At 66.4% G+C, this 19,012-nt stretch carries 19 protein-coding genes; 6 read left to right on the top strand and 13 right to left on the bottom strand.

Annotation, left to right across the window (positions count from 1 at the left end):
* The first annotated feature begins 43 nt into the window (after positions 1 to 43).
* A complete protein-coding gene (panB, locus tag QNO08_RS06430) occupies positions 44 to 913 on the top strand; it encodes a 3-methyl-2-oxobutanoate hydroxymethyltransferase (protein WP_229966956.1) in 870 nt (289 codons plus the stop codon).
* 287 nt (positions 914 to 1,200) lie between these two features.
* Positions 1,201 to 1,635: an NUDIX hydrolase gene (locus QNO08_RS06425; protein ID WP_229966957.1), complete on the top strand. Its 435-nt coding sequence runs from the start codon at positions 1,201 to 1,203 to the stop codon at positions 1,633 to 1,635.
* Between the two features lie 120 nt (positions 1,636 to 1,755).
* On the opposite strand, the gene QNO08_RS06420 is transcribed toward QNO08_RS06425, so the two are convergent.
* A complete protein-coding gene (locus QNO08_RS06420) occupies positions 1,756 to 1,932 on the bottom strand; it encodes an SPOR domain-containing protein (protein ID WP_229966958.1) in 177 nt (58 codons plus the stop codon).
* A gap of 89 nt (positions 1,933 to 2,021) precedes the next feature.
* Here QNO08_RS06420 and map point away from each other — a divergent pair, with 89 nt between their 5' ends.
* The gene (map, locus tag QNO08_RS06415; protein WP_229966959.1) at positions 2,022 to 2,900 is read left to right on the top strand and encodes a type I methionyl aminopeptidase; all 879 of its coding nucleotides are present in this window, start codon (positions 2,022 to 2,024) and stop codon (positions 2,898 to 2,900) included.
* Positions 2,901 to 2,941: 41 nt separating this feature from the next.
* Positions 2,942 to 3,748, top strand: a complete 807-nt coding sequence (ppgK, locus tag QNO08_RS06410) for a polyphosphate--glucose phosphotransferase (protein WP_229966960.1) — start codon at positions 2,942 to 2,944, stop codon at positions 3,746 to 3,748.
* Between the two features lie 159 nt (positions 3,749 to 3,907).
* Here the strand turns inward: ppgK and nrdR are convergent, their stop codons facing one another.
* The 3 genes from nrdR to QNO08_RS06395 form a co-directional block, all read right to left on the bottom strand.
* Positions 3,908 to 4,405, bottom strand: a complete 498-nt coding sequence (gene nrdR, locus QNO08_RS06405; RefSeq protein WP_229966961.1) for a transcriptional regulator NrdR — start codon at positions 4,403 to 4,405, stop codon at positions 3,908 to 3,910.
* Positions 4,406 to 4,577: 172 nt separating this feature from the next.
* Positions 4,578 to 5,939 (bottom strand): histidinol dehydrogenase, encoded by a 1,362-nt coding sequence (gene hisD / locus QNO08_RS06400; protein ID WP_229966962.1) that lies wholly within the window; start codon positions 5,937 to 5,939, stop codon positions 4,578 to 4,580.
* Between the two features lie 41 nt (positions 5,940 to 5,980).
* On the bottom strand, positions 5,981 to 6,613 hold the full coding sequence (locus QNO08_RS06395) for a TetR/AcrR family transcriptional regulator (protein WP_284155652.1): 633 nt from the start codon (positions 6,611 to 6,613) through the stop codon (positions 5,981 to 5,983).
* A 107-nt stretch (positions 6,614 to 6,720) separates the two neighbouring features.
* Here QNO08_RS06395 and QNO08_RS06390 point away from each other — a divergent pair, with 107 nt between their 5' ends.
* The gene (locus QNO08_RS06390) at positions 6,721 to 8,226 is read left to right on the top strand and encodes a YhgE/Pip domain-containing protein (RefSeq protein WP_229966964.1); all 1,506 of its coding nucleotides are present in this window, start codon (positions 6,721 to 6,723) and stop codon (positions 8,224 to 8,226) included.
* A 405-nt stretch (positions 8,227 to 8,631) separates the two neighbouring features.
* On the top strand, positions 8,632 to 8,826 hold the full coding sequence (locus tag QNO08_RS06385; RefSeq protein ID WP_229966965.1) for a helix-hairpin-helix domain-containing protein: 195 nt from the start codon (positions 8,632 to 8,634) through the stop codon (positions 8,824 to 8,826).
* Between the two features lie 64 nt (positions 8,827 to 8,890).
* Here QNO08_RS06385 and dnaE read toward each other — a convergent pair whose 3' ends face one another.
* The 9 genes from dnaE to ftsZ form a co-directional block, all read right to left on the bottom strand.
* Entirely contained in the window at positions 8,891 to 12,430 is a 3,540-nt protein-coding gene (dnaE, locus tag QNO08_RS06380) for a DNA polymerase III subunit alpha (RefSeq protein WP_284015980.1), read from the bottom strand.
* A gap of 85 nt (positions 12,431 to 12,515) precedes the next feature.
* Positions 12,516 to 13,451, bottom strand: a complete 936-nt coding sequence (locus QNO08_RS06375; protein ID WP_231712867.1) for an RluA family pseudouridine synthase — start codon at positions 13,449 to 13,451, stop codon at positions 12,516 to 12,518.
* Between the two features lie 2 nt (positions 13,452 to 13,453).
* Positions 13,454 to 14,089, bottom strand: a complete 636-nt coding sequence (gene lspA, locus QNO08_RS06370) for a signal peptidase II (protein WP_442860528.1) — start codon at positions 14,087 to 14,089, stop codon at positions 13,454 to 13,456.
* A 151-nt stretch (positions 14,090 to 14,240) separates the two neighbouring features.
* Complete coding sequence (locus QNO08_RS06365) at positions 14,241 to 14,948, bottom strand: DivIVA domain-containing protein (protein ID WP_229966966.1); 708 nt, start codon at positions 14,946 to 14,948, stop codon at positions 14,241 to 14,243.
* Positions 14,949 to 15,097: 149 nt separating this feature from the next.
* Positions 15,098 to 15,388, bottom strand: coding sequence for a YggT family protein (locus QNO08_RS06360; RefSeq protein ID WP_229966967.1), 291 nt, complete (start codon positions 15,386 to 15,388; stop codon positions 15,098 to 15,100).
* 66 nt (positions 15,389 to 15,454) lie between these two features.
* Positions 15,455 to 16,000 carry a cell division protein SepF gene (locus QNO08_RS06355; RefSeq protein ID WP_229966968.1) on the bottom strand — a complete coding sequence of 182 codons (546 nt, stop codon included), beginning with the start codon at positions 15,998 to 16,000 and terminating at the stop codon, positions 15,455 to 15,457.
* A gap of 73 nt (positions 16,001 to 16,073) precedes the next feature.
* On the bottom strand, positions 16,074 to 16,838 hold the full coding sequence (locus tag QNO08_RS06350) for a YggS family pyridoxal phosphate enzyme (protein ID WP_229966969.1): 765 nt from the start codon (positions 16,836 to 16,838) through the stop codon (positions 16,074 to 16,076).
* 89 nt (positions 16,839 to 16,927) lie between these two features.
* On the bottom strand, positions 16,928 to 17,635 hold the full coding sequence (locus tag QNO08_RS06345) for a purine nucleoside phosphorylase YfiH/LACC1 family protein (protein WP_229966970.1): 708 nt from the start codon (positions 17,633 to 17,635) through the stop codon (positions 16,928 to 16,930).
* A 57-nt stretch (positions 17,636 to 17,692) separates the two neighbouring features.
* Positions 17,693 to 18,889, bottom strand: a complete 1,197-nt coding sequence (gene ftsZ, locus QNO08_RS06340) for a cell division protein FtsZ (protein ID WP_229966971.1) — start codon at positions 18,887 to 18,889, stop codon at positions 17,693 to 17,695.
* Between the last annotated feature and the right edge of the window lie 123 nt (positions 18,890 to 19,012).

Below are 19,012 nucleotides of genomic sequence, written 5' to 3'. Positions count from 1 at the left end.
GGACCGGGGCCGCAACGCCGCGCTTGTTTAGTAGGCTCGGCGCATGACCGACGCCGAACACCCCGCCCCCTACACTGCCGGACCTGCCAGCTCCGCTGCCCCCGGGAAACCCGCCGGACCGCGCCGGATCCGCATCCCGCACCTGCAGCAGATCAAGGATTCAGGACAGCATTTCGCGATGCTCACCGCCTATGACCAGTACACCGCCGCCATCTTCGACGAGGCCGGCATCGAGGTGCTGCTGGTGGGTGATTCGGCGGCGAACAACGTCATGGGCCACGCCACCACGCTGCCGATCACGCTCGACGAGATGATCGTGTTCGCACGTTCGGTGACGTCCGGAGCGAGCCGCGCCCTGGTGGTCTGCGACCTGCCCTTCGGCTCCTACGAGATCTCCCCCGCGCAGGCCGTCGAGTCCTCCATCCGCCTCCTCAAGGAGGGGCTGGTGCACGCGGTCAAGATGGAGGGCGGTGCGTTTTACGCGCCGCACGTCAGCGCTCTGGTGGCCGCGGGGATTCCGGTGATGGCGCATGTGGGCTTCACGCCGCAGAGTGAGCATGCCCTGGGCGGCTATCGGGTGCAGGGCCGCGGCGACGCGCGCCGGACAGTGCTCGACGACGCCGCCGCCCTGGCCGAGGCGGGAGCCTTCTGTGTCCTGATGGAAATGGTGCCGGCCGACGTCGCCGCCGAGGTGGATGCCGCCGTTGCCGTTCCCACCATCGGCATCGGCGCCGGCAACGCCACCACCGGGCAGGTCCTGGTCTGGCAGGACATGGCCGGAATGCGCGGGGACAAGCTGCCGCGTTTCGTCAAGCAGTTTGCGGATGTCCGCTCGGTCCTGTCCTCCGCGGCACGCGCCTACGCCGATGAAGTGCGCAGCGGCACGTTCCCGGGGCCGGAGCACAGCTTCTAGGAGCGGATCGGCGTTCCGCCTCCCGCTCCAAGGCCGCCTCCCGGCGGGCAGGTCCGCCTGGCGGGGCCTTGCTCGGCCTCAGCCGCGCTGGTTCCCACTGTCTGTGCATTCCTGTTACTAATGTGGTCCCACCAGTAACAGGCGTCACAAAGGGTGGGAACTGGTGCGCGAACCCGCCGTATCCCCGCCGGCACGCGCTCAGGCGCCGCAAAAGGCCAAGAAACCTGAACCGTTGCTGCCCGCGCAGCCCCGGGCCGCCGAACGCAGCCGGAATGTAGGCTCATCCGATGGAGAAGAGCACCAGCACCAAAGCCGTCTGCTATGTGGTCTGCCAGGAACACCTGCTGGTTTTCACCCATCTCGATGTTCCGTTGGAAGTGGCCGGCGTCCAGGTGCCGGCGGGAACGGTGCGCCCTGGGGAGGCTCCGGCAGCAGCGGCGGTTCGGGAAGTGCGGGAGGAAACCGGTCTGGGTGCGACAGTGGTGCGGAACCTGGGGACCGCGGCGTACGACTATTCCCCGGCCCGGTTCGAAATAGCCACCCGCCATTTTTTCCTCCTCACCACCGCTGCACGTCCCCTCAGTGAACGCTGGCAAGCCGGTGAAGACGATCCCGAACACGGCGGCGGGCCGAAACGCTGGGAGTGTTGGTGGATGCCGCTGTCCCAGGCTCACGTCCTGGCCGGCGGGCTCGGCTCAATGGTGGGCGCCCTATACGCGTAATGCGTTCCGGTACCGCACGCGGCTCAGCAGTTCCGCGAGATGGCAGTAAGTGCTCGTCCCAGCCCTGGGACATGCACTTACTGCCATCTCGGCGCCCCGAAGGCGTCCAGGTGCCGCTGCCTACCAGTTGCGGTTTTCTTCGTCTTCCTTGTCCCAGGCCTCATTGCGCTGCTGGACCTTCTGCAGGGCCAGTTCTGCTTCCTCGGGAGTCGAGTACGGGCCCAGCAGCTTGGTCCAGTCGGACTGGGGGCCCTTTTCGACCTCGTGGGTGACGACATTGAACCAGTACTCAGCCATGGTGTGCTCTCCTTCAAAAAATGCTTCCGAACCCCGGGTGGGGCACCCCCGTGCCACGGCATGGGCCGTCCGGCGATAAGATCGATGGTATGCCCCAAACTGTTGCCACTGCACCCCTTGGCCGTCTCGCTCCGGGAACCGTGAGCCCGCGCCTGCCGGTTCCCGCGTCAATCCCGCGTCCGGAATACGTGGGCAAGGAAGCTCCCACCCCGTTCACCGGTTCCGAGGTCAAGTCCGCCGAGACCATCGAGAAAATCCGGGTCGCCAGCAAGATCGCCGCCCAGGCCATCGTGGAGGTCGGCAAGCACATCGTTCCCGGCGTCACCACCGATGAACTGGACCGTGTGGGCCACGAATTCCTGCTCGACCACCACGCCTACCCGTCAACCCTGGGCTACCGCGGCTTTCCCAAGTCCCTGTGCTCCTCGGTCAATGAGGTCATCTGTCACGGCATTCCCGACACCACGGTGCTGAACGACGGCGACATCATCAACATCGACATCACCGCCTACCTCAACGGCGTGCACGGCGACACGAACTGGACGTTCCTGGTGGGCGACGTGGACGAAGAGTCCCGCCTCCTGGTCGAGCGCACCTCCGAATCCCTGCGCCGGGCCATCAAGGCAGTCATGCCGGGCCGCGAGATCAACGTCATCGGCCGCACCATCGAGTCCTACGCAAAGCGCTTCGGCTACGGCGTGGTCCGCGATTTCACCGGCCACGGTGTGGGCGAGGCGTTCCACACCGGGCTCATCATTCCGCACTACGACGCCGCGCCGGCCTACAGCCGTCTCATTGAACCGGGAATGGTGTTTACCATTGAGCCTATGCTCACACTCGGCACCATCGAGTGGGACATGTGGGACGACAATTGGACCGTCCTGACCAAGGACCGCAAACGCACCGCCCAGTTTGAGCACACCCTGCTCGTGACGGACACCGGCGCCGAAATCCTGACCCTCCCTTAGCAGCGTTCACGCAGCCGAGACAGACCTACTTCTGGAGAACCATGGCCAAGAAACACAAGAGTAAGCACGGCGACGCCAACGCGGTCATTGGCATTGATATCGGTGGCACCGGCATCAAGGGCGGCATCGTCGACCTGACCAAGGGCAAGCTGGTTGGCGAGCGGTTCCGCATTCCCACCCCGCAGCCCGCGACACCCGAAGCAGTGGCCGGCGTCGTCGGCCAGATCGTGGCGGAGCTCTCCTCCCGCCCGGACGGCCCCGGCCCCGAGGTTCCGGTGGGCGTCACGTTCCCGGCCATCATCCAGCACGGCATTGCCCGCTCCGCAGCCAATGTGGATAAGAGCTGGATTGACACGGACGTTGACACGCTGCTCACCAAGGCGCTGGGCCGCGATGTTCAGGTCATGAATGACGCCGATGCCGCCGGCCTGGCGGAGGCCCGCTACGGCGCCGGCCGCGAGGTGGACGGCACCGTCCTGGTGATCACCCTGGGCACGGGCATTGGCTCGGCGCTGATCTACAGGGGCATGCTGGTCCCCAATGCGGAACTGGGCCATCTGGAGATTGACGGGCACGACGCCGAGACCCGGGCCTCCGCCTCCGCCCGGGAACGCGACGGGATCACCTGGGAGGAATACGCCACGCGGCTCCAGCGGTACTTCTCCCATGTGGAGTTCCTGTTCTCGCCGGACCTCTTTGTCGTCGGCGGCGGCATCTCCAAGCGCAGCGAGGACTTCCTGCCGCTGCTGAACCTGCGCACGCCGCTGGTCACCGCCAACCTCAAGAACAATGCCGGCATTGTCGGCGCTGCCCTGCAGGCGGCCATGCACTTCAACTACATCAAGTAGGACCCGCACCACGCGGGGGCCGGCTCGGAAGCGGCGGCGGGGAGACCTGCCGCCGCTTCCGCTGCGTCCGGGCCCGGTTTTGTTCGGGTCTCAGGGTTCGAGTCTCAGGGTTCGGGGCTCCGCTCCGGGGAAGGGTTCGGGGCTCCGCTCCGGGGAAGCTCAGCGGGCGGTCAGCGGCCGCTGGGCTCCGGCGGGGACGGTGGAAGCACGCGGGGATTCTTCGCGCAGTTCAGCTATGGCAGCCTCGAAGTCCTCCAGCGATTCGAAGGCCTGGTAGACGCTGGCAAACCGCAGGTATGCCACCTGGTCGAGCTTCTGCAGCGGCTTCAGGATGGCCAGTCCCACCTCGTGGGCATCAATTTCGGCTACTCCGCTGGCACGGATCGATTCCTCGACCTCCTGGGCCAGCATGGCCAGGTCGTCCTCGCTGACGGGCCGGCCCTGGCAGGCTTTGCGCACACCGTTGATCACCTTGCCGCGGCTGAACGGCTCTCCCACGCCCGACCGCTTGATGACGCTCAGGCTCGTGGTCTCCACCGTGCTGAACCTGCGCCCGCACTCGGGGCACTGGCGGCGGCGGCGGATCGCCGAACCGTCGTCGGCCAGACGGCTGTCAACGACTCGGGAATCAGCGTTGCGGCAGAACGGACAGTACATCCGGAGTCCTTTCGCTGGAGGTCGGAAGCGGGCTGCATCCCGGACCCGACCGCACCGGGGAACCAGTCCCGGTGCAGCAGAGCTGAGCTGCGCACTCATTCTAGAGCCGCAACCCCGACATCACCAACTGCCTCTCACCATATGTAGTAGCACCCGCTACTACATATGGTGGTCAGGCTTCGAACCGGACGGACACGGCGTCGCCGTGAGCGGGCAGGTCCTCGGCCCGGGACAGCGCCACGACATGGGTGCTGACTTCCTGCAGGGCAGCCCGGTCATAGTTGATGACCTGGATGGCGTGCATGAAGGTGGTCACGTTCAAGCCGGAGGAGAAGGCTGAAGTCCCGGCCGTGGGGAGCACGTGGTTGGATCCGGAGCAGTAGTCGCCCAGGCTGACGGGGCTGTAGTTTCCGACAAAGATGGCCCCGGCGCTGGTGATGCGGGCTGCGTCTGCGGCGGCACCGGCGGTCTGGATTTCCAGGTGTTCGGCCCCGTAGGCATTGCAGACGGCGATCCCCTGGTCCAGGTCATCCACCAGGATGGTGCCGGACTGGGGACCTGACAGCGCGGTTTCCACCCGGGCACGGTGCCGGGTGGCCTGAACCTGCCGGCCCAGTTCATGCCGGACCCGGCCCGCCAGGTCCGGGGAATCGGTGACGAGGACCGAGGCGGCATTGGGATCGTGCTCGGCCTGGCTGATCAGGTCAGCGGCAACAAGGCGCGGATCCGCTCCGGCGTCGGCCAGGATGGCGATTTCGGTGGGACCGGCTTCGGCATCGATCCCCACGACGCCCTTCACCAGCCGCTTGGCGGTCGCCACGTAAACGTTGCCCGGCCCCGTGACGACGTCGACCGGCGCCAGTTCCGGGTTAACTCCGGCCGCGGGAATGCCGTAGGCGAAGGCTGCAATGGCCTGGGCGCCGCCCATGGCGTACACCTCTTCGATGCCCAGCAGCTCCGCGGCAGCCAGAATGGTGGGGTGCGGCAGCCCGCCGAACTCCCGCTGCGGCGGGGACGCCAGGGCGAGCGAAGGGACGCCGGCGGCCTGGGCGGGCACCACGTTCATCACCACTGACGACGGATACACGGCCAGCCCGCCCGGAACGTACAGACCCACGCGGCCCACCGGGAGCCAGTTCTGCGAAACGTTGGCGCCGGGCCCGATCTGCAGATCGGTGTTCTGCGGGCGCTGGGCCTCGGCAAAGAGCCGGGCCCGCCGGATGGACTCTTCCAGGGCGGCCCGGACGGGCGGATCGAGCTGCGCCAACGCCTCGCGCAGCGCCTCGCGGGGCACCAGCGGATGATGCTGCTCCACGCCGTCGAAGCGGGAGGCCAGCTCGCTGAGCGCGTCATATCCGCGCGTTCTGACGTCCGCGATGATGGCGGCGACGGCGTCGGAAGCCACATCGGTGGTGGTTTCGGCGCGCGGCATCGCGTGCTTCAAACCAGCCGGGCTCAAATGCTGCCCGCGCAGATCGATGGTGCGGAAGGATTCGAAGGCAGGTCCGGAGGTTGAGGAATTCACGCTTCCCATTCTACCCAAGCACCCCCGCCCGCCGGCAGCCGGTGACTTCGTTACGGCTCCGGACGGGCTTTGGGCCGGGTCAGGTTCGACCAGGTGATGGAAACGAGGTTCACTTTGGCGGCAGAATTGCCGCTGCCGGCGATCTGCTCGTTCAGCCGGCCGTCGTACACCGCCAGCAGCAGCCGCGCCAGCTCCGCCGGGTCGACAGTGAACTCCGCTTCCTGGGCATCGGCCACCCGGAGCAGCGCTGCGGTCACCGCTTCGGCCAGAATGTTGCGCTGGCCTGCAACGAAGACCCGCACTCGGTCGGATCGCCGGGCGGCCAGCAGCAGTTCCAGGCGAACGGCGTGCCACACGGTGTCCGAGGTGAAGTCAGCCATTCCTTCCAGGATGCGCTCGATGACGGCGGTCGGATCCTGCGCGCCGCGCTGCAGCCAATGGTCGAGCTGGTCCTGCAGCCGGGCGGCCAACTGGCTGACATGGTCCTCATACATGGCCAGCGCCAGATCGGTCTTGGTGGCGAAGTTGCTGTAGAAGGCGCCCCGGGTAAATCCGGCAGCGGCACACAGCTCCTCCACACTGGCGCCCTCCAGGCCCCGCTCGGCAAAGACGTCGGCGGAAGTTGCCAGCAGGCGGTTGCGGGTGGCGGTTCGGGACCGTTTGGCCGGTTCGGCTGCGTCCAAGGCGGTCCTCTTTCCTGCGGGGTTCATCCTTCCACGATACATCGGTGTATCGTCGGAGGCAGTCAATACACTCGTGTATCCAGTGAGCTTCGAGAAGGAATGCCCGCATGTCCACGCCCGTTTCAGCCCGCCCCCGCCACGCCGCCCGGCCGGAGGATCGGCGGCCCGCCTCCCCCTACCGGTCGCCGATGTTCTGGCTGCTTCCCATGCTCGTGGTGGTCCTGCTGGCAGCGGTCGGCACGGGCCTTTACATGGGCGGGCTGGCCAACCCGACGGCGCATCTGAAGGACTTCCCCGTGGCAGTGGTGAACGAGGACACCGGCCTTGAAGGGAGCGCCGACGGAGCGGCTCCGCAGAATCTGGGACGGGAGATCGTGAACGGATTCGCCGACCGCGCCGCCGAGGGAGAGGAACTGGACCTTCAGGTCCTCTCTTGGGCGGACGCGCGGGAGCAGCTCGAGAACGGAGAGGTCTATGCCGCCGTCGTCATCCCTGCCTCCTTCTCCGCCGATGCAACCGGACTTGTCACCGGTTCACTGACGCAGGAGCAGTCGGCCCGCCCCGCTGTCAGCGTCTACACCGATCCGAAAGCCGGCGCCCTGGCCGCTCGCCTTGCGGCCGGCGTCGTTGAACCGGGTCTGGCCGAGGCCAGCGCGTCCCTGGGTGAGCAACTCGCCGCCGCAGCACAAGATGCGGAGGCCCAGGCCCGCAGCGCCGTCGAACAGCAGCTGACGGAGTCCCAGAATGAGCAGGCGCGCCGAACCCTGGAAGCCGCAGCAAAGGGCGGTCCGGCCACCGTGGCCTTCGCCCGGCAGCTCACCGCGCAGCAGGCCGGCACCCCCTCCCAGCTGGCGGAGCAGCTGGCCCCCACCGTCAGCGCGGCGTCAGCGGTTCTGCTTCAGGATCCCGTCCAGGTGATTACCGAGAATTACCATCCGGTCGAAGACGGCACGGCCCTGGGCATGGGTTCCTTCTACTACGCGATCCTGCTGCTCGTGCTGGGGCTCACCGGATCCATCGGCGTGAACGTCCTGGTGGACGGCCGGCTGGGAATTACTCCGCTGGAAATCGGACCGCAGTTCCTCGTGGCCCGGCGGACCACACCGTCCCGGTGGCTGTCCATGCTGCTCAAGTGGGGAATTTTCGTCACTGCGGCGGCACCCGCAGCCGGTGTCGTGATGTGGGTGGCCTCCGCCGCGGCCGTTCCCCTGCCGAACGGCGGAACCCTGTTCCTCACCAGCTGGCTCGCAATGTCAGCGGTGTCGGCCGTGGTTTTTGCCCTGCTGACCGTCTTCGGCAACGCCGGCTTGCTGGTCTCGATGATCTACCTGGTGCTCATGGGGCTGCCCTCATCCGGAGCCGTGGTGCCGCTCGAGGCGCTGCCCGGCTTCTTCCGGGCCATCGCGCCCTGGGAACCCCTGCACCACATCGCCAACGCCGTCCGCAGCGTCCTCTACTTCGGTTCAGGCACCGACACCGGTCTGGGTGCCGATGTTGTGGCTCTTGCCCTGATCCTGGCGGCCGCGCTGTTGATCGGCTTCCTAGTCAGCACGCTCTACGACCGGATGTTCGGCCGGCGCGGAACAACGGCCGCCGGGCCGGCTGCGGCCTAAGCCGCTGTCCGCAGGGCTGCTCCTGGTGGCGGGGCTGCTCCTGGTTGCGGGGCTTTCGCATCCGACAGGCATCCTTCGGGCAGATAACGGGACAACGGAGAATTCATAGTGCAGATAACGCGCTCAAAGGCCGGTTTTCGGGCATTTTCAGCCCCTTATCTGCACGATAGATTTCCCGAAGCACCGTTATCTGCACGATAGATCCCGCGAACCCCGAACCCCGTTATCTGCACGATAGATCCCGACGTTCGGTCCGCACGGCCCACGGCGTCCGGTGCTGACCGCGCCGAATGTGGCCAGGCTGCGGCCCTGGGCCCGTGCTTGTCCCCCTGCCCTCCCCCGGATCCTCCGCTTGCCTTCCCCGGTACCTTCACGCGTGCCCTGCGCCGGCCTTAGGGTCGAGTGATGACAACGGAACTCGACTCCCTGCCCGGGGTAGGAACGCCGGCAGCGCGCGGCCTCAGCGCTGCCGGCTATTCGTCCCTGAAGGACTTGGCGGACGCCGACCGCGCTGAGCTTTCCCGGCTGCACGGGGTCGGCCCCAAGGCCCTCCGCATCATCGAAGAAGCCCTGAAGGAACACGGACTCGCTCTGCGATAGCGCATCCCGAGGGATCGCCCCCGAGGGGGCCGCGGACGGTTGCAGGGGGCCGAACCCCGGCGCCTCAGGCGTCGAGGCAGGCCGGGCCCAGCAGCACCTTCAGGTCGCCGAACAACGACGGCGTGGGGTTCACGCGCATGTCAACGCCCAGTTTCATCACTTCCACCGTGCGTGAGCCGTTGAGCCGGATCTGCACCTCGGAGGTTCCGGGATGGGTGCGCAGCACGTCGCCGAGCTGGGTCACCACGGTCTCCGTGGCCTTGTAGGTGGCCATCGAAATAACCACCGGCCCGGAGTGCCCCTCGCTGAGGTCCGGCACGGTCAGTTCCTGCGCATTCAGCGTCACGGCGCCGTCGTCGCGGCGCTGCAGCCGGCCGCGGACCACCACGATCAGGTCCTCGGCCAGCACCGCGGCGATCGGACCGTAGACCTGGCCGAAGAACATGACCTCCATGGAACCGGCCAGGTCCTCGATCTCGCAGCGGGCATAGGCGTTGCCGCTGTTTTTCGCGATCCGGCGCTGCAGCGAGGTGATCATGCCCGCGATGGTGACGATCGCGCCGTCGGCCGGGCCTTCCTCCCCCACAATGTTGGTGATGGAGGAATCTGCGTGCTGGCTGAGGATGCCCTCGAGCCCCTGCAGCGGATGATCCGAGACGTACAGGCCGAGCATGTCGCGCTCGAAGGAGAGCTTGTCCTTCTTTTCCCACTCCGGCAGGTCCGGAATCTCGATGCTGATCGAGTCCTCCGGCTCCTGGTCGGCGATCGCGGCGAACAGGTCGAACTGGCCCACCGCCTCGTTGCGCTTGAGCACGACGACGGAGTCGATCGCCTCTTCGTGGATCATGGCCAGCGGCCGCCGGGCATGACCCATGGAGTCGAAGGCCCCGGCCTTGATGAGGGATTCGATGGTGCGCTTGTTGCAGACCACCGCCGGTACCTTCATCAGGAAGTCCTTGAAGTTGGTGAACGCGCCCTTTTCCTCGCGGGCGGCGACCATCGACTGCACCACGTTCGCGCCCACGTTGCGGATGGCACCCATGCCGAAGCGGATGTCGGTGCCGACCGGGGTGAAGTTCACGCTGGACTCGTTCACGTCCGGCGGCAGCACGGTGATGCCCATCTTGCGGCACTCGTTCAGGTACATGGCCAGCTTGTCCTTGTCATCACCGACCGAGGTGAGCAGGGCTGCCATGTACTCGGCCGGATACTGCGCCTTCAGGTACGCGGTCCAGTAGGAGACGACGCCGTACGCCGCGGAGTGCGCCTTGTTGAAGGCGTAGTCGGAGAACGGCAGCAGGATGTCCCAGAGTGCCTTGATCGCGGCCTCCGAGTAGCCGCGGTCCACCATGCCCTGATGGAAGCCGGCGTACTGCTTGTCCAGTTCGGACTTCTTTTTCTTACCCATGGCCCGGCGCAGGATGTCTGCCTGGCCGAGGCTGAAGCCTGCCACCTTCTGCGCGATGGCCATAACCTGCTCCTGATACACGATCAGGCCGTAGGTGGTGCCCAGGATTTCCGCCAGCGGTTCCTCGAGCTCCGGATGGATGGGAGTGATTTCCTGCTGGCCGGTCTTGCGCAGCGCATAGTTGGTGTGCGAGTTCGCACCCATGGGACCGGGCCGGTACAGCGCAATGACCGCGGAGATGTCTTCAAAGTTGTCAGGACGCATGCTCTTGAGCAGCGACCGCATGGGTCCGCCGTCGAGCTGGAACACGCCCAGCGTGTCGCCGCTGGCCAGGAGGTCGTAGGCGGGCTTCAGGTCCAGCGGCAGGTCTTCGAGGACCAGGTCCTCGCCGCGGTTGTTCTTGATGTTCTCGACGGCGTCGGAGACGATCGTCAGGTTGCGCAGGCCGAGGAAGTCCATCTTGATCAGCCCCAGGCCTTCGCAGGTGGGGTAGTCGAACTGCGTGATGACCTGCCCGTCCTGGTCACGGCGCATGATCGGAATGATGTCGATCAGCGGATCCGAGGACATGATCACGCCGGCCGCATGCACGCCCCACTGCCGTTTCAGGCCTTCCAGGCCGAGCGCCGTGTCAAACACCCGCTGGGAATCGGGGTCGGTGCGGAGCAGTTCGCGCAGCTCCTCGGCCTCGCCGTACCGCTTGGCTTCCTTGTTGTGCACGTCGGCCAGGGACAGGCCTTTGCCCATTACGTCCGGCGGCATGGCCTTGGTCAGCCGCTCCCCCACGGAGAAGGGGTAGCCCATGACGCGGGAGGAGTCCTTCAGCGCCTGCTTGGCCTTGATGGTGCCGTAGGTGACGATCATGGCCACGCGCTCGTCGCCGTATTTCTCGGTGACGTAGTGGATCACCTCGGAACGGCGCCGATCATCGAAGTCGACGTCGAAGTCAGGCATGGAAACGCGGTCCGGGTTCAGGAACCGTTCGAAGATCAGGCCGTGCTGCAGCGGGTCCAGGTCGGTGATGCCCATGGCGTAGGCGGCCATGGAGCCGGCGCCGGAGCCGCGGCCGGGACCCACGCGGATGCCGTTGGCCTTGGCCCAGTTGATGAAGTCGGCCACCACCAGGAAGTACCCCGGGAAGCCCATCTGGGCAATGATGCCCACTTCGTAGTCGGCGCGCTTGCGGACGGCGTCGCTGATGCCGTTCGGATAGCGGCGGTGCAGGCCCGCCTCCACTTCCTTGACGAACCAGGACTCCTCGTTTTCCCCCTCCGGAGTGGGGAACCGCGGCATGTAGTTGGCGTTGGTGTTGAACTCGACGTCGCAGCGCTCGGCGATGAGCAGCGTGTTGTCGCAGGCTTCGGGGTAGTCGCGGAAGATGGCCCGCATTTCGGCCGGGGACTTCAGGTAGAACTCGTCGGCGTCGAACTTGAAGCGCTTGGGGTCGGCGAGTGAGGAACCGGACTGCACGCACAGCAGGGCCGCGTGCGCCGACGCGTCCTCCGCGTGTGTGTAGTGCAGGTCGTTGGTGGCCACCAGCGGCAGCTTCAGTTCCCGGGCGAGCTTGAACAGGTCCGCCTGCACGTTGCGCTCAATGTCCAGGCCGTGGTCCATGATTTCGCAGAAGAAGTTATCAGCACCGAAGATGTCGCGGAAGTCCGAGGCCGCCTGAACCGCCTCGCGGTACAGCCCCAGGCGCAGCTTCGTCTGCACTTCCCCCGACGGGCAGCCGGTGGTGGCGATGAGTCCCTTGCCGTAGGTCTGCAGCAGGTCCCGGTCCATGCGCGGCTTGTAGAGGAAGCCCTCCAGCGAGGCCAGGGAGGACATCCGGAAGAGGTTGTGCATGCCCTCGGTGGTCTCGGACCACATGGTCATGTGCGTGTAGGCACCGGCACCGGACACGTCGTTCCGGCCGCCGTCGCCCCACTTGACGCGGGTCTTGTCCGCTCGGGCGGTGCCCGGGGTCAGATAGGCCTCGACGCCGATGATCGGCTTGATCCCGGCGTTGCGGGCCTTGTTCCAGAAGTCGAACGCACCGAACACGAACCCGTGGTCAGTGGTCGCCACGGCGTTCATTCCCAGCTCGTCAGCGTGGCTGAAGAGGTCCGTCAGACGGGCCGCACCGTCCAGCATGGAGTATTCGGTGTGGTTGTGAAGATGGACAAACGATTTCGAAGAACTAGTTGCTGAAGCCACCGAACCATTCTAGGCCCGGTCGCGGCGGGCTCCGGACGGCACGCCGCGACCGGAGCCGGTCCGCGGCTCCGGCGCGGGCAGCCGGCTAGACGTCGCCGCGCCGGAGGGCGTCCAGGGCGTACTGCAGATCCTGCGGATATTCACTGACAACTTCCACGCGTTCACCGGTGCCGGGGTGGGAAAAGGCCAGTTGGCGGGCATGCAGCCACTGCCGGGTCAGGCCCAGCTCGGCCGCGAGTTTGGCCTCGGCGCCGTAGGTGAGATCTCCGGCACAGGGGTGCTTGAGGGCGGAGAAATGCACCCGGATCTGGTGCGTCCGGCCCGTTTCCAGCTGCACCTCCACCAGGGACGCCTTGCCGAAGGCCTCCAGCACCTCGTAGCGGGTGACCGACGGGCGCCCGCCCTCCAGCACTGCGAAGCGCCAGTCGTAGGAGGGGTGCCGGCCGATCGGCGCGTCAATGGTGCCGCGCAGCGGATCCGGCAGGCCCTGGACCACGGCGTGGTACATCTTGTCCACGGTGCGGTCCTTGAAAGCCTGCTTCAGCACGTTGTAGGCGTGCTCGGTTTTGGCCACCACCATGGCTCCGGAGGTGCCCACGTCCAGCCGGTGGACGATGCCCTGCCGCTCCGGAGCTCCGGAGGTGGAGATGCGGTAGCCGGCGGCAGCCAGGCCGCCGACGACGGTGGGGCCAACCCAGCCCGGGGACGGATGCGCTGCCACGCCCACCGGCTTGTCGATGACAACAAAGTGTTCGTCGTCGAGAAGGATGTTCAGGCCTTCGACCGGCTCGACGACGACGGCGAGCGGGTCCCGGAGTTCGGGAATGTCCACGGTGACCTTGTCGCCGGCAGCCAGCCGGTCCGATTTGCCCAGCGGGCGCCCCGCCATGCTGAAGTAGCCGTCGGTGAACCAGGGGGCCACCGTGGAGCGCGAGACATCAAGGAGTTTGGCCAGGACCGCATCGGCGCGGCCGCCGTCGGCCTCGTCCGGAATCTGCAGGACGGTATGGATCTCGTTCATGGTTAGTCTTCGCCGTTCTTCGTATCTTGTGTGCCGGTTTCCCGGGCGTTGCTTCCCTGTTCGCCGTCGTGGACGGCAACGGAGTTCCGGGGTTCATCCCGCTTCCCGTCCAGGCCCGTGCCGCGCAGGGTCAGCAGGCAGACCAGGATGACGCCACTGACCACGCAGGAGTCCGCAATGTTGAAAATGGCGAAGTTCGGCAGGGCAATGAAGTCCACCACGTGGCCCTGTCCGAACGAGGGGGCCCGGAACAGCCGGTCCGTGAGGTTCCCCAGTGCGCCGCCCAGAACCAGCCCGAGCGCGATGGCCCAGGACAGGGAGCGCACCTTCAGCATGAGGTACACCAGGAACCCGCTGACGGCCACCATGATGATGGTGAACACCCAGGTGTGGTCGGTGCCGATGGAGAACGCCGCCCCGGGGTTGAGGATGTAATGCCAGCGCAGCACCGGCGGCAGCACGTCGGTGACCTGGCCCAGGGTCATGGTGCTCTCCACCCACCATTTGGTGAGCTGGTCAAAACCGAGCGCCAGGACAGCGCAGGCCAGCATGATCAGGGCGTAACCGGTCCAGGCCGGACGCACGTGTGCGCCGGCGTGGCCTTTGGCTGCCGCTGATTCCTCAGAAGATTTCGTCATGTAGGTTTCTTCGTCCCGGTGCTTTCGTTGGTGGGCGGCGTCGCAGGACGCCGCATCCAAAACAACGGGCCGGCTGGCCGGGGCGTCCCGGCCAGCCGGCCCGTGCTTTATCTCAGTTTAGTCCACCCGTGTCGCCACGGGGCCGTTCGGGTTACGCGTCAGCGGTCTCCGAGGCAACGGAACCGCGGGCGTCAAGATCCCGCAGCTGGCCTTCGATGTAGGTCTTCAGGCGTGAGCGGTAGTCGCGCTCGAAGCCGCGCAGCTGCTCGACCTTGCGCTCCAGGACAGCCTTCTGCTGTTCCAGGTTGCTGAGGATCTTGCGGCTCTTGTCCTGGGCTTCGGTGACGAGGCCGGTGGCTTCGATCTGTGCGTCCGCAATGATCTTGTCGCGCTGCTCAACACCGGCACCAACGTAGTCGTCGTGCATCTTCTGGGCCATGGCCAGGATGCCGGCGGCGGTCTCGGTGTTGCTCACTGCGGCGGCGGGTGCCGCTGCTGCGGCCGGGGCCGGAGCCTCGACCTTGGGCTCTTCAGCCTTCGCGGCCGGAGCCTTGGGCTCCACGGCCTTGACGGCCTCGGGCTTCTTCGCTTCCTTCACCGGCTCGGTGACCTGCTCGGTCTTCGCCGCGGCGGAGACCGGGGCCGGAACTGAGGCTTCGGTGCTGGTGCCGGTGCTGGTGCTGGTGCCGGCAACGCAATCAGCGAGCTGGCGGCGCAGGTCTTCATTCTCCGCGGTCAGGCGGCGAAGCTCGACGACGATCTCGTCGAGGAAATCGTCAACCTCATCCTGGTCGTAGCCTTCACGGAACTTAGTCGGCTGGAACCGCTTATTGACAACATCTTCTGGCGTCAGAGCCATCTGGTCACCTCACATTATAAGATTCGCCTGCGAGTCAAGCAGACGGTTCTACGTACAGAATAACGAACATAAGAAACTGGGAAGTCTAATTCTTTTTCACAGTATATCTTCCGGGTGCGGAAGACTAACCGGTCCCGGAGGGGCCGCAGCTAGCGGATGAGGCTGGCCACGATCGACCTGGCAATGGCGACCACGATGAACAGCACGATGAACGCCAGGTCCAGGGAGATGCCGCCAAGCCTCAGCGGAGGGATGAATCTCCGCAGGAGCCGGATGGGCGGATCCGTTGCGCCGTAGATCACTGATGCGAGCACCAGTGCGGGCCCCTTGGGGCGCCATTGGCGGGCAAAGATTTGGACCGCGTCATAAACAATCCGCAGCAGCAGGGCAAAATAAAAGAGGACCAGCAGCAGATACAGCAGGGAAAAAATAATACTCACGCGTGTGGTTTCGTTTCCGGGTAAGCCTCAGCCGCCCGCACTGCCCCCGCCGCGGCGGGGATGCGGTCAGCTCTGGTTGAAGAATGCCGACTGGGACTCGCTGACCTTTTTGTCATCCCCCAGCACCTCCACGTAGGAGGGCGACAGCAGGAAGACCTTGTTGGTCACGCGCTCAATGCTACCGCGCAGTCCGAAGACGAGGCCAGCGGAGAAATCGACGAGCCGCTTGGCGTCGGCTTCGCCCATGTCGGTCACGTTCATGATCACGGGAATGCCGTCACGGAAACTCTCGCCGATGATCTTGGCGTCGTTGTACGAACGGGGGTGGACGGTGGTGATCTGGCGCAAGCCAGCCACTTCCTCTCGGGATGACGGAGCTCGTTTGATCGGCGTTACCGGTGCCCGGTACTCCTCGACTGCGGTGCGGGTCACGGGGGCAGGTGCCGGTGTCGGCTCGGCTTCCCGGTCCGGACGCTCGGCACGCTCGAAATCGGGCGTGTATTCCTCGCTGCGTGCCGGGGCATCCCGCTGGGTCTTCGGCTCGGACTCGTAGTGCTCGTCACCGTCGGCGAGGCCAAGGTAAATCATTGTCCTGCGCATTGCGCCAGCCATGGTTGCTCCTTCTAGAACTTCAGCGCCGTAGCACCCGTTCCTCGCCAAATGAGGAACTTTCCTCCATTAGACGCTACCGCACCGGGGGGCGCGGCCCGAGAATATCGGAGCCGATGCGCAGGTGTGTCGCCCCGTATTCCAGTGCTGCTTCCAGGTCCCCGCTCATTCCGGCCGATATCCCTGCGGCGCCGGGGTGGGTTTCCTGCAGCTGCCCGGACAGGGCGCGGAGCCGACCGAAGGCCTCGCGCGGGTCCCCGCCCAGCGGCGCCACCGCCATCAGGCCGGCCAACCGGAGACCGGGCGCCGCAGCCACGGCGTCAGCGAGGGCCGGTACATCGGCGGGCAGCGTTCCCCCGCGGGCCGGGCCGGAAGGTGTCGTGCCCGCGCCGGCGGCGGGGTCGCGCAGGTCGACCTGGAGAAAGCACTCCAGGTCCGCCCGCGGCGGCAGCCCGGCGCCGGTTCGGCGCTGCTGCTCGGCCTCCATCGCCTTGGCCAGGGCCCGAACGAGCGAGGCCCGGTCAACGGAATGGACGGCTTCGGCATAGCGCACCACCGACTTGGCCTTGTTGCTTTGCAGCTGGCCGATGAAGTGCCAGGACAGCCCCAGGGACGCCGTGTCGGCAGCTTTCGCAGCCGCCTCCTGGTCCTTGTTTTCCCCGACGTCGGTGACGCCCAGACCGGCCAGCAGTTCGACGTCGGCCGCGGGAAAGTATTTCGTGACCACGATCAGCGTTGGAGCGGTTCCCGGAGGTGCCGCTGCCCGGATGCGGGCTTGGACCCGGCCAAGCCGTTCGGCGAGTTCGGCTGCGCGGACAGCCGGGGAAATGCTCGATGTCATGGGGGTTCGTTCCTTGGGTCGAACGCGGGCGTTGCCCGCCGGAAAAAGGGCCGTGGTCCGGTGGGGTCCGGCGGCTCAGCTCTGGTGGCTCAGCTCAGCCAGACGACACCGGCAAAGCGCCCGGCACTGCTGGTGCGCCGGTGCGAGTACAGCTCATCGGATTCCAGCGTGCAGCCGGGCACGCGGATCACTTCCACGTCCAGGGCGGCCAGCTGGGCCTCGGCGCCGGCCGGGAGGTCCAGGGCCGGCGTGCCCCGCCGGGTGCGCGACCGCAGCACCGGCAGCAGGTCTGCCGCTTCCTCGAGCATGGCTTCGGGAACCTCGTAGCATTCACCGCACACGCTCGGGCCGATCCAGGCCGTGATGCCGGCGGCACCGGCTGCACGCATCGCCCGCACGGTGTTGGGCAGGACGCCGTCCAGCAGCCCCTTGCGTCCGGCGTGGGCCGCAGCGGTCACGACGCCGCCGCCGGGTTTCCGGCCAACTAGCACCACGGGTACGCAGTCCGCCACCATGACGGCCAGGGGCGCGCTTCCGTCGGGACTGACGAGGGCATCAGCGGTCGGGGCGGCGGAAGCGGCGTCCGTTCCGCCGGAAACGAGTGCGACGTCGGCGGAATGGACCTGGTTCATGAACCGCAGCGATCCCGCGGCAACGGTCATGGCTTTTTCCAGGGCGCCGCGGCGCAGCCGAACCTGTGCGGGATCATCCCCGACATGCAAAGCGAGGTTGCCCGCCGCCGTATTGGTGAAGCCGACGGTCAGCCCGTCACCGGTCTGTGTCTGCCACCAAAACATTGTCGAACAACCTCGCTGCTGCCGGGCGTTCCGGACTCGTGTCCGGACCGGGGGGTGTTACTTCAGGAAATCAGGAACGTCCAGGTCGTCGTTCCGGCCCGTGGACAGGTCCGATTCCACGACGGCCGGCAGGTCGACGTCGAAACCGGCGTCGGCGGGAACGTCGCTGTGCTGGGTCGAGCGCTGCGACCACGCCGACAGGCCCGCGGAAGCGGGTGCGGCGCCGGCGTAGCTGCCGCCTGCCGGTGCGTTGACCGGCGGTGCTGCGGGCTCGGCCGGCTTGTGCGAAATCGGCTGCGAGGTCACGTCGACCTGGTCGAAGCCGGCGGCGATGACCGTCACGCGTGCTTCATCACCAAGGGCGTCGTCAATGACGGCACCGAAGATGATGTTGGCCTCGGGGTGGGCCACTTCCTGCACCAGGCGCGCAGCTTCGTTGATCTCGAACAGGCCGAGGTCGGAGCCACCCTGAATGGAGAGCAGGACGCCGTGGGCGCCGTCGATGGAGGCTTCCAGCAGAGGAGAAGCTATTGCCAGCTCGGCGGCCTTGACGGCCCGGTCCTCCCCTCGTGCGGAACCGATGCCCATGAGGGCCGAACCTGCACCCTGCATCACCGACTTCACATCCGCGAAGTCGAGGTTGATCAGGCCCGGGGTGGTGATCAGGTCGGTGATGCCCTGAACGCCGGAGAGCAGCACCTGGTCAGCGGAACGGAAAGCGTCCAGCATGGACACGTTGCGGTCGCTGATGGACAGCAGGCGGTCGTTCGGAATCACGATCAGCGTGTCGACTTCCTCGCGCAGCGTGTCGATGCCCGACTCGGCCTGGTTGGAGCGGCGGCGGCCTTCGAAAGTGAAGGGGCGCGTAACCACGCCAATGGTCAGGGCACCCAGGGAACGGGCGATCCGGGCCACGACGGGAGCGCCGCCGGTACCGGTGCCGCCACCCTCGCCTGCGGTGACGAAGACCATGTCAGCCCCGCGCAGGACTTCCTCGATCTCCTCGGCGTGATCTTCGGCTGCCTTGCGGCCAACCTCGGGATCCGCACCGGCGCCCAGGCCGCGGGTCAGCTCACGGCCGACGTCAAGCTTGACGTCGGCGTCGCTCATCAGCAGTGCCTGTGCATCGGTGTTGATGGCGATGAACTCCACGCCTCGGAGTCCTACGTCAATCATCCGGTTTACGGCGTTCACGCCACCGCCGCCGATGCCGACGACCTTGATGACGGCCAAGTAATTCTGCGGTGCTGCCACGTCCTGTGTCCCTTGTTCGAATCTGTGCAACTGATCATTGGTGGCCGGGGATCATCCCCCGGCCGAAAAACCTTGAACCTTACGTCCAACCTTCAGCTTAAGACCCTAAGGCTCAAGTTGAAG

This window comes from Arthrobacter sp. zg-Y820 (assembly GCF_030142155.1).
Lineage (GTDB): Bacteria > Actinomycetota > Actinomycetes > Actinomycetales > Micrococcaceae > Arthrobacter_B.
The sequence above is the reverse complement of the archived record's forward strand: the minus strand, read 5'-3'. Positions and strand labels throughout refer to the sequence as shown.

Coding starts and splice junctions, on each gene's coding strand:
- QNO08_RS06345 (WP_229966970.1), bottom strand. CDS start 17,635: ATGTTTTGGTGGCAGACACAGACCGGTGACGGGCTGACCGTCGGCTTC.
- QNO08_RS06375 (WP_231712867.1), bottom strand. CDS start 13,451: ATGAACGAGATCCATACCGTCCTGCAGATTCCGGACGAGGCCGACGGC.
- ppgK (WP_229966960.1), top strand. CDS start 2,942: ATGGCCAAGAAACACAAGAGTAAGCACGGCGACGCCAACGCGGTCATT.
- QNO08_RS06425 (WP_229966957.1), top strand. CDS start 1,201: ATGGAGAAGAGCACCAGCACCAAAGCCGTCTGCTATGTGGTCTGCCAG.
- panB (WP_229966956.1), top strand. CDS start 44: ATGACCGACGCCGAACACCCCGCCCCCTACACTGCCGGACCTGCCAGC.
- QNO08_RS06420 (WP_229966958.1), bottom strand. CDS start 1,932: ATGGCTGAGTACTGGTTCAATGTCGTCACCCACGAGGTCGAAAAGGGC.
- map (WP_229966959.1), top strand. CDS start 2,022: ATGCCCCAAACTGTTGCCACTGCACCCCTTGGCCGTCTCGCTCCGGGA.
- nrdR (WP_229966961.1), bottom strand. CDS start 4,405: ATGTACTGTCCGTTCTGCCGCAACGCTGATTCCCGAGTCGTTGACAGC.
- QNO08_RS06390 (WP_229966964.1), top strand. CDS start 6,721: ATGTCCACGCCCGTTTCAGCCCGCCCCCGCCACGCCGCCCGGCCGGAG.
- hisD (WP_229966962.1), bottom strand. CDS start 5,939: ATGGGAAGCGTGAATTCCTCAACCTCCGGACCTGCCTTCGAATCCTTC.
- QNO08_RS06350 (WP_229966969.1), bottom strand. CDS start 16,838: ATGACATCGAGCATTTCCCCGGCTGTCCGCGCAGCCGAACTCGCCGAA.
- QNO08_RS06385 (WP_229966965.1), top strand. CDS start 8,632: ATGACAACGGAACTCGACTCCCTGCCCGGGGTAGGAACGCCGGCAGCG.
- QNO08_RS06365 (WP_229966966.1), bottom strand. CDS start 14,948: ATGGCTCTGACGCCAGAAGATGTTGTCAATAAGCGGTTCCAGCCGACT.
- QNO08_RS06355 (WP_229966968.1), bottom strand. CDS start 16,000: ATGGCTGGCGCAATGCGCAGGACAATGATTTACCTTGGCCTCGCCGAC.
- lspA (WP_442860528.1), bottom strand. CDS start 14,089: ATGACGAAATCTTCTGAGGAATCAGCGGCAGCCAAAGGCCACGCCGGC.